Here is a 13,002-nt window from a genome sequence, read left to right as displayed (position 1 = left end):
GGTGCACCCGGCCGGCTCAGGTCCCGCGGATCGCGCGCGCCACGTCGGCGAGGTCGAGCACCCCGGTGACGCGGCCGGCCTCGACGACGGGGACCAGCCGCGCCCCGCCGGAGCTGCGCGCGAGGTGCTCCAGGAGGCGCGTGCCGGCCAGCTCGGGGTCCACCTGGGACCCGTGGACGAAGGGCACCGCCACGGCGTCGACCTGGGTCAGGTCCCGGGCCTGGGCGGGCACGGCGGCGACGGCGGCGTCGTCCACCACCGCGAGCGGGAGGTCGCCGTGGCCGACGACGACGATGCGGTGCGCTGCCGCACCGGCTCCCGCAGCCGCGCGCGCCGCCAGCGCATCCGTGACGGTCGAGCCGAGCGGCACCAGGAGCGCGGGGACGGCGAGGGACCGCGCGGACAGCGCATCCACGGCCTCGCGCCGCCGGCCGTTGGCGATCGCCGCACCGGCCCCCGCCCAGAGGAAGGCGCCGATCAGCGCCGACCAGAGCACGGTGGTGAGGTTGGGGCTGGTGCCCTGCACGAGCGGCAGGACCAGCGCCCACAGCAGCACGCCGACGGCGACGAGGCGGCCCACCCAGCCGGCGACGATCGTGCCCGTGGTGCGCCTGCCCGTGACCGCCCAGACCAGGGACTCGAGGATCTGCCCGCCGTCCAGCGGCAGGCCCGGCAGCAGGTTGAACACGCCGACGAACGCGTTGGAGACGGCTCCCGCGTACAGCAGGAGCGTCGGCACGTTCAGCACCGGCGAGGCCTGGTAGGCGAGCCAGAAGCCGGCCGCGAGCGCCAGGTTCGTCAGCGGCCCGACCACGGCGACGAGGAAGCCGTCGAGCGGTCGGCCCAGGCCGCCGGTGTAGGCGGTGTGGCCGCCCCAGAGCGTGACGGCCAGCTCGGTCACGTTCTGGCCGCGCGCCCGGGCGACGAGCGCGTGCGCGGTCTCGTGCAGGAACACGGACGCGAACAGGAGCAGGACGAAGACGAAGGCCACCAGGTAGGCGCCGGCGCCGAGCCCGGGGGCGATCGCCTGGACGTTGGGCACGAACAGGACGGTCAGGATGAGGGCAGCGAGGAACCAGGACCGGGTGATGATCACGGGGGCGCCGGCGACGCGGCCGACGACGAACCCCTTCGAGCGCTGCGGGGCGGGCGGTGCGGGAGTGGAGGCGGGCTCCGAGGTGGTCACCGGTCCAACCTATCCGGCCGTCCGCCCGGGTGGAGACGGCACGCTGTGGACAGCTTCCGGAGGATGTCGGTGGCCGCCCCTAGGGTGGGGGCATGACGACGACGGAGGTAACCCCGGGGCCGGACGTGGCGACCGAGACGGGCGCGGCGGCGGTCGTGACGGCTCCCTCGCGGCCGCCCGCTCTCTCGCCGTCGCGCGCCAACGACTTCATGCAGTGCCCGCTGCTGTTCCGGTTCCGCACCGTGGACCGGCTGCCGGAGCCGCCGTCGGCCGCGGCCGCGCGGGGCACGCTGGTGCATGCCGTGCTGGAGCGGTTGTACGACGCGCCGCTCGGTGAGCGCACGCTGGCGGCCGCGCACGACCTGCTGCCGGGCGAGTGGGACCGGCTGCTGGAGGCGGACGAGCGGTACGCGTCGCTGTTCACGGACGGGGTGGGCCCGGACGGGCAGGACCGCGCGGGCTGGCTCGCGGGTGCGGGTTCGCTCCTGGGCACGTACTTCACGCTGGAGGACCCGAACCGGCTGGAGCCGGCCGAGCGCGAGCTGCTGGTCGAGTCCCAGCTCGACGGCGGGCCGCTGCTGCGCGGCATCGTGGACCGCCTGGACGTCGCGCCGGACGGCGCCGTGCGGGTCGTGGACTACAAGACGGGCCGGTCGCCGCGTCCGGGCTACGAGTCGTCGGCCGTGTTCCAGATGCGGTTCTACGGCCTGGTGCTGTGGCGCGAGCGAGGCGTGCTGCCCAAGATGCTCCAGCTCGTCTACCTGGGCGACGGCCAGGTACTGCGGGGCGAGCCGACGACCGCCCACCTGGAGCACACGGAGCAGAAGATCCGCGCGGTCTGGTCGGCGATCGAGGAGTCGGCCCGCAGCGGCGAGTGGAAGCCCCGCCGGTCCAAGCTCTGCGGATGGTGCGCGCACCAGGCACTGTGCCCGGAGTTCGGCGGCACGCCGCCGGAGGTTCCCGAGGGCGCGGTCGCGCTGCGGTTGGGGATCACGGGCTGAACTCGGCCCGCCACGGGCCGAGCCGGGGCCGGGACCGGCCCGGTGGCTCAGTCGACGAGCAGGTCGACGACCTCGCCCGCGGCGATCCGGCCCAGCACCTCCAGGTCCACCTGCTTGAGCGACGCGGCGCGGCTGAGGCCCGGGCGCGCCGGCACGGGCACCTCGGCCGGCACACCGAGCGTGCGGGCGCCCGACGCGAGCGCGGACGTGATGCCGGGCCCCGAGTCCTCGATGGCCACGCAGTCCTCGGGCCGCACGCCGAGCAGCCCGGCAGCCACGAGGTACGGCTCCGGGTGGGGCTTGCCGTGGGTCACCTCGTCGCCGGTGACGAGGTGGGTGAAGGTGCCCTCGGGGGCTCCGCCGGCCACGACCTCGGCCTGGCTGCGGTAGGACATGGTGACGATCGCGCACGGGACTCCCGCGGCACGCAGGTCGCCGAGCAGCTCCAGCACCCCGGGACGCCACGGCACGCGCTCGCGCAGCTGTTCGTTCACGCGGGCCACCAGCCACGCGACGATCTCGTCCGGTTCGAGCGGCACGCCGGCGTCGCGCAGCATGGCACCGGTGGTCGTCAGGGCCTGCCCGACGGCGCCGAGCGCGTCCTCGTGGGTCCACGTCGCGCCGTGCTCGGCGACGATCTCGCGCTCGGCAAGCATCCAGTAGGGCTCGGAGTCGACGAGGGTGCCGTCCATGTCGAAGAGGACGGCGCGGGGGCCCGGGCCGTCCGGGACGCCGGGCTCGGGCTGAAAGGCGGTACTCAGGGTGCTCTCCTCTGTCTCGTCGTGCGCACGAGCTGGTGCGCGGTGGTCCGCACGGCACAGCGTCCCATGCGGGCGGGCCGTTCCCGACATCCCGGCACCGGCCGCTGCGGTCGCAGTCGTCGTGCTCGTCCGGGCAGTCGTCACATCTCGGCGGCGGAACGCTGGGACGTTCGCCCATAGGGGAGGCTGAGCGACTCCCCAGAGACTGTCTCTGCCGCCGGTCGACCGGCCCAGAGACGGGAGCCTGACATGCCACGACGGATCACCCTCGCCGGGATCGGCGCGCTCCTCGCCCTGGCCCTGGCCGCATGTGGGCCAGGCGGGACGGGTCCGCACGCGGGCGGCACGGCGGGTTTCGGCGACTGCGAGCTGACCGGCGAACCCGGCAGCATCACCCTCGACCCGATCACCGAGGGCAGGCTCACGGTGGTGACCGCACTGCCGAACCCCGGCTGGTGGAACGGCACCAGCCCCGAGAACCTGACCGACGGTTTCGAGTTCTGCATGCTCGCCGAGATCGCCCACCGCGCAGGGCTGGAGACGATGGAGGTGCGCAACCTCTCGTGGGACCAGTACATCTCCGGGTCCTTCACGGACTACGACATCGGGGCGACCGTCACCGGGATCACTGACGAGCGCAAGCAGGTGTTCAGCTTCTCGGAGCCGTACTACTCCTCCAACCTCGCGGTCACGGTCGCCGCCGGCTCCGGCATCGATGCGTCGACCATCCAGGACGCCCGGATCGGCCTCGTCCAGAGCAGCACCGGTGCAGCCTGGGTGCTGGACAACCTTCGCCCGACGACGGCACCCTCGCTGTTCAGCGATGGTCCGGAGATGTTCGCCGCGCTGGCCGCGAACCAGGTCGACGCCGTCATCACCGACACCGAGACCGCGCTCACGCAGAGCAGCGCCTACCGGGACGAGGTCGAGGTCGTCGCACAGTACGAGATCGGTACGCCGTGGGGCATGATCCTGCCGCTCGACTCGCCGAACGTCGAGCAGGTCGACCAGGCAGTGACCGACATGCAGGAGGACGGGACGTTCGACCGCCTGTCGGCCCAGTACCTGGAACCGTTGTTCGGGGTCGACCCGGCGAGCATCCCGTTCTGGACGGCCGGATGACGGCCCGGCCCGCGGACCGTACGGCGCCCACCACCCGCACGGCGCCCACGGTCGCAGACGCGGGCACCTCCCGCCTCAGCCCGCCGCCCCGCGCCGTCGGCCTCGCGGTGGCGGCGCTCACCACAGCGGTCCTGCTCCTCGTCGCGGCGGGGGTCGTGGGCGGCGCCGTCGCCTCCACCGAGGAGCGCGAGCCTACAGTGGCGGGCCTGGCCGTGGGTGTCGTGGGCGTCGGGCTCGGTGCGGGGATCGCGTGGTACGCGGCCCGTGGACTCCGGCTCGCGCACTCCGCGCGGCGACAGGACGCCGACGGCGACCGCCTCACCGCTCGCGAGCTCGCCGCCAGGTCCCGGGCGCACAGCTTGGGTGCGTTCAGCACATCCCTCACGCTGGTGCTGCTGCTCGCCGTCGTGGTGGTGCTCACCGCGAACGACGCGAGCATCGTCCGGACGTTCTTCGATCCGGACCACATGGCCGCCAGTGCCCTCGACGTCACCCGCGCGTTCGGGCTCAACCTCGTCATCGCGGTGGGCGCCATGGCCTTCGTGCTCGTTCTCGGGCTCGTCCTCGCCGTCGTGCGGATGCTTCCCGGTGACGGCGCCCGGCCGCTGCGCGCGCTCGCGATCGCCTACATCGACGTGATGCGCGCGATCCCGTCGATCATCGTGCTCTACCTGATCGGTTTCGGCCTCCCGCTCGCGGGCTTCCCGCTGTTCAGCGGGCTCCCGCCGGCCTGGTACGCCATCATCGCCCTCACACTCACCTACAGCGCGTACGTCGCGGAGATCTACCGCGCGGGCATCGAGGCGGTGCACCCCTCGCAGACCGGCGCCGCCCGCTCTCTCGGCCTCTCGTACGGCCGGACACTGCGCCACGTGGTGCTGCCCCAGGCGGTGCGCGGCGTCGTCCCGCCGCTGCTCAGCGCATTCATCGCCCTCCAGAAGGACACCGCGCTCGTCAGCATCATCGGTGCGGTCGACGCCTTCAGCCAGGCAAAGTTCTTCGCGTCGTCCAACTTCAACCTGTCGTCGGTCGCCGTCGTCGCCGCGCTGTTCGTGATCATCACCATCCCGCAGGCCCGGCTCGTCGACTGGCTGCTGGCTCGCGACGCGAGCCGGCGCGGGACCCGCCGCCGGACCCGCAGTCACACGGGGAGTGCCCGATGACCTTCCTGGAGTTCCGTGCCGTACACAAGCAGTACGGCGACCACGAGGTGCTCGCCGGCGTCGACCTGTCGATCGAGCGGCACCAGGTGGTGACGCTGATCGGCTCCTCGGGCTCGGGCAAGTCGACGCTCCTGCGCTGCGCGAACGCGCTCGAACCGATCACCGGTGGCCAGGTCCGGCTCGACGGCGACGTCGTCTCGGGTCCCGGTGTCGACCTCGACCGGCTGCGCCGCCGGGTCGGGATGGTGTTCCAGTCGTACAACCTCTTCCCGCACATGACGGTGCGCGACAACATCACGCTCGCTCCCCGCAAGGTCGCCGGCCGGCCGAGGGCCGAGGCCGACGCCCGGGCCGACGAGCTGTTGGAACGTGTCGGCCTGGCCGGCCGCGCCGACTACTACCCCGACCAGCTCTCCGGCGGACAGCAGCAGCGGGTGGCGATCGTGCGCTCGCTCGCGATGGACCCGGAGGTCGTGCTGCTGGACGAGATCACGTCTGCGCTGGACCCCGAGCTGGTCGCCGAGGTGCTCACGATCGTGCGCGAGCTCGCCCACGAGGGGATGACGATGATGCTGGCGACGCACGAGATGGGCTTCGCCCGAGAGGTGGCCGACCTGGTCGTCTTCCTCGACGACGGCGTGATCCTCGAGCAGGGACCGCCGGAGCAGGTGCTCGCCGACCCGGTCGAGGCGCGCACCCGCGAGTTCCTCCGCACCGTGGCACCCGCCGCCGGCGGCACCGTCTAGCGAGAAGGGGACGACGACATGGAGACGTTCGACGTCGCGGTGGTCGGGATGGGCGCCCTCGGCAGCGCCGCCGCGTACCACCTGGCCCGCCGGGGCGCGCGCGTGGTCGCGTTCGAGCAGTTCGAGCTCGGCCACGTACGCGGCGCGTCGCACGACACGTCGCGCATCATCCGGACCTCGTACGGCGCGGAACGGTACGTACGCCTCGCGCGGTCGGCCTACCGGGACTGGGCGGACTTCGAGGAGGTGTCCGGGGAACGGCTCGTGACGGTGACCGGCGGCCTCGTCTTCATCCCGACCGACGGGCCCTACTCCGCCGACGACTTCACGACCAGCCTCGACGCCGTCGGCATCCCCTACCAGCTCCTGCACCCCGGGCAGGTGAACGTGCGGTGGCCACAGTTCCGGCTCCCCGAGCGGGTGCAGGCGATCTACACCCCCGACTCCGGCATCGTCCATGCGTCGCGCTCGGTCGCCGCACTGCAGATGCAGGCCAGGGTGCACGGCGCGGTCATCCGGGACCGGACGCCGGTGGACCGGCTGACCCCCGACGGTGCCGGCGTCGTCGTCCGTGCCGCGGGCGGAGACGTCCGGGTGCGCAAGGTCGTGCTCGCCGCCGATGCGTGGACCAACCGACTGCTCGAGCCGCTCGGTGCCGCCATCCCCCTGACGACGATGCAGGAGCAGGTCACGTACTTCGCGCCCCCGGACCCGAACGCCTTCGACCGCAGCCGGTTCCCGGTGTGGATCTGGGAGGACACGCACTGCTTCTACGGCTTCCCCACGTACGGCGAGCCGACGATCAAGGCCGCCCGCGACCTGTCCGACAACCTGATGGCGCCGGACGAGCGCACCTTCGTCCCCTCACCGGAGCTGCTCGACCAGCTCACGACCTTCATGACCGGCACGATCCCCGGGAGCGGGCCGGCCCTGCGCACCGTGACGTGCCAGTACGCGATCACCCCCGGCCGCGAGCTCGTGATCAGCCCGCTGGAGCGCCATCCCGACGTCATCGTGGCGCTGGGCGCCGGCCACGCCTTCAAGTTCACGCCCGCGATCGGGCGGATCCTCGCCGAGCTCGCCCTGGACGGCGAGACGCCGGACGACATCTTGTCGTTCGCGGCCCCGTCCGTCGTCACACCGAGCTCCTCCGGGGGTGCGTGACCCGATGCTGGTCCAGCGACGCGGAGACGGACACCATGACTGGTCGCTCTACGGAGGCAGCGGGTCGCTGGGGGTCGAGTGGTACTTCCGGGACACCACCGCCCTGCCGACGTCGGTCATGCTGTACCACCTCGAACCCGGCGCCGAGGAGGGCTCGCACTTCCATCTGCGCGGCGACCCGGGGAGCTGCTCCGCCGAGAGCGAGGACGAGATGTACGTCGTGGTCGCGGGCGAGGTGGTGATGACCGTGGGCGAGGAGCACACCGTTCTGCGGTCTGGCGACGCCGTCTACGTGCCCGAGGGGGTCCCGCACGGCGTGCGGAACGACTCTGCCGCACCGGCGGAGCTCGTGCTCCTCTTCGGACCCCCGAGCGGCAGTCCCCTCACGGCGAGCTGAGCTCCTCGCCACGCCGGGCGGTGCGGGCGATCGTAGCGACGAGGTCCGGCCAGAGCTCCCACGGGATCAGGTGGCCCATGTCCGCGTGGACCTGGAGCTCGGCGCCCGGGATCGCCTCGGCGAGATCGACCGCGGCGCACCAGTGCAGCACGTCGTCGTCCCGGCCGTGCAGGACGAACGTCGGCACCGTCACGCCGCGCAGCCGGTCGAGCCGCTCGGGCGCGCGGAGCAGCGCCGCCCACTGCCGCGAGAACCCCTCCGGCGCGTAGCCGCGGTCGTAGGCCTCCCCCGCCGCCCAGGCGTGCCACTCGACCTGAGGGTCGTACCGGCCGGGGGATGCCGACCGGGCGTACTCGGTGGCGAACGCGACGACCTCCGCACGCGTGTACCGCTGCGGTGCCACCAGGAGCTCCGGGCGCTCACCGTGCAGGATGTAGCGCGGGTCCCGGCCGGGGATCGTGGACAGCAGCCCCAGGCTGCGCACCCGCTCGGGATGATCGAGCGCGACCATCTGCGCCATCATCCCGCCCATCGAGTGCCCGACGAGGTGGGCGGCCGCCACACCGAGGTGGTCCAGGACGCGCACGACGTCGTCGCCCAGGTCGCCGAGCTCGTAGCCCCCGTCGACGTCGTCGGGCCCGCCGAACCGCTGGGAGCGGCCGGTGTCCCGGTTGTCGATCCGTACCACCCGGAAACCCTCGGCGACCAGCAGGGCCACCAGGTCCTCGTGCCAGGCGACGAGCTGCGCCCCTCCCCCGGCGATGAGCACGACGGCGGGGTCGGCCGCGTCACCTGCCACGTCGTAGAAGATCTCGATGTCGTCGACGTCGGTGTGCGGCATCCGTTCGTCCCTCCCGTCCGTTGCCCAGCTCCGGGTGTGCTGCGCCCCCCAAGGGTCGCCCACCACCGGCGTCCTGCCCATGGGCTGCGACACCAGAACGTGCGCCCCTTCCTGTGCCGCCGACCCAACCCAGGGACGACCGGGCTACTGCGGCGTCCGGCGGCGCTGCTCGTCCACCCAGGCGACGGTCCCCGTGGCCAGCGGTGCACCGGAGGCGTCCAGCAGGTGCACCTCGGACTCCTGGCCGTGCCGGGTTCCGGCGATCACCGCGTCCGTACCGGCCAGCAGCGGTGCCCGGACACGGAACGAGAACGCTCCGACGCGCTCGCCCGGTTCCCGGGGCCCGCCCTGCTCCCCCGGCATGGCGGCCTCGTGCCGGACGGCGGCGTCGAGCAGCACGATGCGCAGGAGCGGGCCGTGCACGAGGAGCCCGTCCAGACCCTCCTGTTCGCGGACCCAGCGGGCGTCGTAGTGCACGCGGTGGGTGTTGAACGTGAGCGCGGAGAAGCGGAAGAGCTGCCGCTCGTCGAGCCGCAACGGCTCGGACCAGTCGGCGCCGGCCCCCGGCCCAACCGAACCCGCTGAGACCCCGCCACCAGACCCGCCACCAGGCCCAGCGACATCCAGGAACACGTCGTGCCACGTGCTGGAGACCGCCCGCTCGCCGTCGACCAGGTACTCCCGGACCACGTCGGCGAACACGAGCCTGCCCGAACGCCCTGTCTTCTCCACGACGTCACCCGCCGTGACCACCTGCTCGACGAGGTTCCCGTACCGCAGCGGCCGGTGGAACACCGTGTCCTCGCCGGCGTACATCCGCCGGGGCAGGCTGATCTCGGGCAGCACCCCGTCGCGCGCCGGAGAGCCGTCGGGCCGCAGGTCGGCCAGCGGCGCGTCGTACGGGAAGTACAGGCCCTCCCAGCCGGCCGGCAGCTCCGCGCCGAGCCCCGGTTCCGGGGCCGAGGGAGCGAACGTGCCCCGGTACGCCGCACCCGGGAACGTCCCCAGGACCTCGGCCCGGCGCCGTACGCTCACACGACCACCCCGCGCTCGCGCAGCCCGGCGACGTGGTCGGTGTCGTACCCGGCGACACCGGTCAGGACGACGTCCGCGTGCTCGCCGAGGCGGTTGGCCCGGCGGGCGGGCAGGGCGGGCGTGGCGCCGAGCTTGATCGGCTGGCCGAACATCCGCAGAGTCCCCAGGTCGCCGTAGTCGGCCTCGACCACCATGTCGCGCTCGGCGGTGCCCGGGTCGTCCACCACCTCGCCGATGTCACGCACTGCCGTCAGCGGCACGACGTCGCCGGCCAGCTCCTCCAGCTCGGCGCGGGTGCGGCCGGCGAACCAGCCGAGCACGAGCGGCTTGACCCGGCGCTCGTAGACCTCGGGGTCGAAGCGCCGGCGCATCGTGCTTGTCTCCGGGGCGTCAGCCGCCTCGGGCGTGCCGAACAGCTCGCAGCTGGCCCGCCACAGCTTGTCGGTGTACCCGCCGAAGAAGACCTTGCCGTCCTTGCAGTCGAACAGCTCGTAGGGCCGCACCCAGGCGTGCGCGTTCCCCGCCGGCCTCGCCACGGTGCCGTCCACCGTGTACTCGACGACCGCCGTCTCCGTCATCGCCATGATCGAGTCGACCTGCGCCACGTCCACGAGCTGCCCCTGGCCGGTGCGCTCGGCGTGCCGCAGCGCCGCGAGCGTGCCGATCACCCCGAACAGCGTCGCCGACAGGTCACCGATCGTCACACCCACCCGGACGGGCGGCTGGTCCGGGTAGCCGTTCATCGACCACAGCCCGCCCGCGGCCTGCGCGGTGTTGTCGAACGCCGGACGGCGGCTGCGCGAGCCCGTCTGCCCGTACCCCGAGATCGCCAGGTACACCAGGCGCGGGTTCACCTCGGCCAGCACCTCGTAGCCCAGGCCGAGGCGCGTCATCGTGCCCGGCCGGAAGTTCTCCACCAGGACGTCGGCCCGCGCCACCAGGTCCTTGAGCACCTGCTTGCCCTCGTCGGCCCGCAGGTCGAGCCCCAAGCCGAGCTTGCCGCGGTTGTACTGCCCGTAGTAGGCGCTGAACTCCTCTGCGGACGACCCTGAGCTGTCCCTCAGGTACGGCGGGAAGCCGCGCGCGACGTCGGGGTCGGCGGGGTTCTCGACCTTGATCACGGTGGCGCCCAGGTCGGCCAGCGTCTGCGCGGCGTACGGCCCCGCCAGCACCCGCGACAGGTCCAGGACGACGACGCCGGACAGCGAGCCGGCGCTCGCCGCGAGCAGCGGGTGCGTGCTCATGCGCCCACCCCCGCCGCGGTGAGCGCGGCCGCCACCCGTGAGGGCACCGGCCGGCCCAGCCAGTTCCCGGTCCACTGCGAGATCCGCACGAGCTCCTCCAGGTCGATCCCCGTCTCGATGCCCAGGCCGTGCAGCAGCCAGACCAGGTCCTCGGTGGCGAGGTTACCCGTGGCCCCCCGGGCGAACGGGCAGCGGCCGAGACCACCCACCGAGCTGTCGAACTCGGTCACCCCCGCGCGCAGCCCGGCCTGCACGTTGCCGAGCGCCTGCCCGTAGGTGTCGTGCAGGTGCAGCGCCAGGGCGGCACGGGGCACACCCGCGGCCGCCACGGCGTCGACCACCGTGGCGACGTGTACCGGCGTGCCGGTGCCGATCGTGTCGCCGAGCGCCACCGTGCCGGCCCCGGCGGCGTACAGCTCGGCGGAGCGCGCGGCGACGTCGGCGACGGACACCGGGCCCTCCCACGGGTCGCCGAACGCCATCGACAGGTAGGCGCGCACGGGGACGTCGGCGGCACGCGCCGCCGCCGTGACCTCGGCAGCCGCCGCGACGGCGCCACGCACCGTGGCGTTGAGGTTGGCCCGGGCGAAGCTCTCGGTCGCGCTGGCCACGACGGCGACCTCCCCGACGCCTGCGGCCAGCGCACGGTCCAGCCCGCGCAGGTTCGGCACGAGCGCCACACCGCGCACGCCGTCGGGCACGGGGACGGCGGCCACGACCTCCTCCGCGTCGGCGAGCTGGGGCACCCAGCGCGGCGGGACGAAGCTCGTCAGCTCCAGCGCGGGCACCCCCGCCCGGAGCAGCCGCCGGCACAGCTCGGCCTTGACCTCGGCCGGCAGCACCTGGGGCTCGGCCTGGAGACCGTCGCGGGGGCCCACCTCGTAGACGCGGACCTGGGCGGGCAGCGACGGGTCGGCCACGGGCTGGGGCGCGGGGTGCCACACGGCGTCGTCGGGCGCGCGACCGGGCGCGCGACCGGGCGTGGAACCGGCGGCCGTCATCGGCCCGCCCGCAGCTCGGCGAGCACCTCGGTGGCGCGCTCGATCCGGATGGCGCCGTCCGCGACGATGCGCCGCGCCACCTCGCCGATCTCGTCGCCGTCCGCCCCGGCCGAGGCGGCGATCGTGCGCGCGTGCAGCGTCATGTGGCCGCGCTGGATGCCCTCGGCCGCCAGGGCCCGGCACGCCGCCAGGTTCTGCGCGAGCCCGACGGCTGCGACGACCCGCGCGAGCTCACCCGCCGTCGTGACACCGAGGATCCGGATCGCCGCCTGGGCGACCGGGTGTGCCCGGGTGGCACCGCCCACCAGGCCGACCGCGAGCGGCAGCTCGAGGGTGCCGGCCAGGTCGCCGTCCGGCGTGCGCTCGAAGCGGGACAGCGCCGTGTACGAGCCGCCGCGCGCGGCGTGCGAGTGCGCCCCCGCCTCGATGGCCCTCGTGTCGTTGCCCGTGGCCAGCACCACGGCGGTGACGCCGTTCAGGATCCCCTTGTTGTGGGTAGCGGCCCGGTACGGGTCGGCCTCGGCGAACGCGCCGGCAAGCACGATGTCGTCGACCACGCGCGGCCCGCCGAGCAGCCCGGCGTCGAACACCGCACGCGCCCGCACCAGGCGCTGGTCAGCCTTGTTGGACAAGATCCGCAGCAGCGACCGCCCGCCGGCGAGCTCGGCCACGCGCGGCGCGAGCGCCTCCGCCATGGTGTTGACGGCATTGGCGCCCATCGCATCTCGCACGTCGACGTGCAGGTGCACCACCAGATGGGTGCCCGCGCGGGTCGGCAGCACCCGGACGCTCAGGTCGCGGGCCCCGCCGCCGAGACTCACCAGCAGCGGGTCCTGGGCGTCGGCCAGCGCGAGCAGCTCGGCGCGCGCCTCCAGCAGCCGCAGCCGCCCGGCCTCCGGGTCCGCGACGTCGACCACCTGGACCTGGGCGATCATCACGTCGCCGGTGGTCGAGGTGGTGAAGCCGCCCGAACCGCGCGCCATGCGCGCTGCGTTGGAGGCCGCGGCCACGACGCTCGGCTCCTCGGTCGCCATCGGCACCAGGTGGTCGGTGCCGTCCACGGTGAAGTTCGTGGCGATGCCCACCGGGATGCCGATCACGCCCACGGCATTCTCGATGAGGTGGTCGGCCTGCTCGACACCGAGGCCGGCGGCCGGGTCGAGCACGCCGAGCTGCGCCGGATCGAGGCCGGCGCTCTCCGCGACCCGCTTGCGGCGCTCGTCCGGCGTCGCATCACGCAGTCCCGACAGTCGGCTGTTGGTCGTCATCGATCCTCCGGTGGTCCGTCCCGTGGGGGGGGTCACCGTCACCGTAGGTATCCGGCGGGCGGGCGCCGTATGG

Annotated in this window: 13 protein-coding genes; 6 read left to right on the top strand and 7 right to left on the bottom strand. The window is 73.6% G+C overall.

The window, feature by feature from the left end:
- Positions 1 to 16: 16 nt before the first annotated feature.
- Positions 17 to 1,186 (bottom strand): site-2 protease family protein, encoded by a 1,170-nt coding sequence (locus ACO229_RS05625; protein WP_423464083.1) that lies wholly within the window; start codon positions 1,184 to 1,186, stop codon positions 17 to 19.
- A 92-nt stretch (positions 1,187 to 1,278) separates the two neighbouring features.
- Here ACO229_RS05625 and ACO229_RS05620 point away from each other — a divergent pair, with 92 nt between their 5' ends.
- Entirely contained in the window at positions 1,279 to 2,187 is a 909-nt protein-coding gene (locus ACO229_RS05620) for a RecB family exonuclease (RefSeq protein WP_397417271.1), read from the top strand.
- A 47-nt stretch (positions 2,188 to 2,234) separates the two neighbouring features.
- On the opposite strand, the gene ACO229_RS05615 is transcribed toward ACO229_RS05620, so the two are convergent.
- Positions 2,235 to 2,948, bottom strand: a complete 714-nt coding sequence (locus ACO229_RS05615) for an HAD family hydrolase (protein WP_423465267.1) — start codon at positions 2,946 to 2,948, stop codon at positions 2,235 to 2,237.
- 249 nt (positions 2,949 to 3,197) lie between these two features.
- Between ACO229_RS05615 and ACO229_RS05610 the strand changes: the two genes are divergently transcribed.
- Genes ACO229_RS05610 through ACO229_RS05590 form a run of 5 tightly spaced genes read left to right on the top strand, consistent with a single transcriptional unit; the run spans position 3,198 to position 7,540 of the window.
- Complete coding sequence (locus ACO229_RS05610; protein WP_423464082.1) at positions 3,198 to 4,070, top strand: ABC transporter substrate-binding protein; 873 nt, start codon at positions 3,198 to 3,200, stop codon at positions 4,068 to 4,070.
- The gene (locus ACO229_RS05605; RefSeq protein ID WP_423464081.1) at positions 4,067 to 5,233 is read left to right on the top strand and encodes an amino acid ABC transporter permease; all 1,167 of its coding nucleotides are present in this window, start codon (positions 4,067 to 4,069) and stop codon (positions 5,231 to 5,233) included. The genes ACO229_RS05610 and ACO229_RS05605 overlap by 4 nt, the downstream gene beginning before the upstream one ends.
- Entirely contained in the window at positions 5,230 to 5,979 is a 750-nt protein-coding gene (locus ACO229_RS05600) for an amino acid ABC transporter ATP-binding protein (RefSeq protein ID WP_423464079.1), read from the top strand. Before ACO229_RS05605 ends, ACO229_RS05600 begins: the two co-directional genes overlap by 4 nt.
- A gap of 18 nt (positions 5,980 to 5,997) precedes the next feature.
- Entirely contained in the window at positions 5,998 to 7,143 is a 1,146-nt protein-coding gene (gene solA / locus ACO229_RS05595) for an N-methyl-L-tryptophan oxidase (protein WP_423464078.1), read from the top strand.
- A gap of 4 nt (positions 7,144 to 7,147) precedes the next feature.
- Entirely contained in the window at positions 7,148 to 7,540 is a 393-nt protein-coding gene (locus ACO229_RS05590; protein WP_423464077.1) for a cupin domain-containing protein, read from the top strand.
- Here the strand turns inward: ACO229_RS05590 and ACO229_RS05585 are convergent.
- The 5 genes from ACO229_RS05585 to ACO229_RS05565 form a co-directional block, all read right to left on the bottom strand.
- On the bottom strand, positions 7,527 to 8,381 hold the full coding sequence (locus ACO229_RS05585; RefSeq protein WP_423464076.1) for an alpha/beta fold hydrolase: 855 nt from the start codon (positions 8,379 to 8,381) through the stop codon (positions 7,527 to 7,529). The genes ACO229_RS05590 and ACO229_RS05585 overlap by 14 nt on opposite strands.
- A gap of 144 nt (positions 8,382 to 8,525) precedes the next feature.
- Positions 8,526 to 9,416, bottom strand: coding sequence for a hypothetical protein (locus tag ACO229_RS05580; protein WP_423464075.1), 891 nt, complete (start codon positions 9,414 to 9,416; stop codon positions 8,526 to 8,528).
- Complete coding sequence (locus ACO229_RS05575; RefSeq protein WP_423464074.1) at positions 9,413 to 10,660, bottom strand: CaiB/BaiF CoA transferase family protein; 1,248 nt, start codon at positions 10,658 to 10,660, stop codon at positions 9,413 to 9,415. Before ACO229_RS05575 ends, ACO229_RS05580 begins: the two co-directional genes overlap by 4 nt.
- Complete coding sequence (locus ACO229_RS05570; RefSeq protein WP_423464073.1) at positions 10,657 to 11,661, bottom strand: hydroxymethylglutaryl-CoA lyase; 1,005 nt, start codon at positions 11,659 to 11,661, stop codon at positions 10,657 to 10,659. The genes ACO229_RS05575 and ACO229_RS05570 overlap by 4 nt, the downstream gene beginning before the upstream one ends.
- On the bottom strand, positions 11,658 to 12,929 hold the full coding sequence (locus ACO229_RS05565; RefSeq protein WP_423464072.1) for a hydroxymethylglutaryl-CoA reductase, degradative: 1,272 nt from the start codon (positions 12,927 to 12,929) through the stop codon (positions 11,658 to 11,660). Before ACO229_RS05565 ends, ACO229_RS05570 begins: the two co-directional genes overlap by 4 nt.
- Between the last annotated feature and the right edge of the window lie 73 nt (positions 12,930 to 13,002).

The sequence above is a fragment of the Promicromonospora sp. MS192 genome (assembly GCF_049532985.1).
Lineage (GTDB): Bacteria > Actinomycetota > Actinomycetes > Actinomycetales > Cellulomonadaceae > Promicromonospora.
This window is presented reverse-complemented; position numbering and strand designations above follow the sequence as displayed.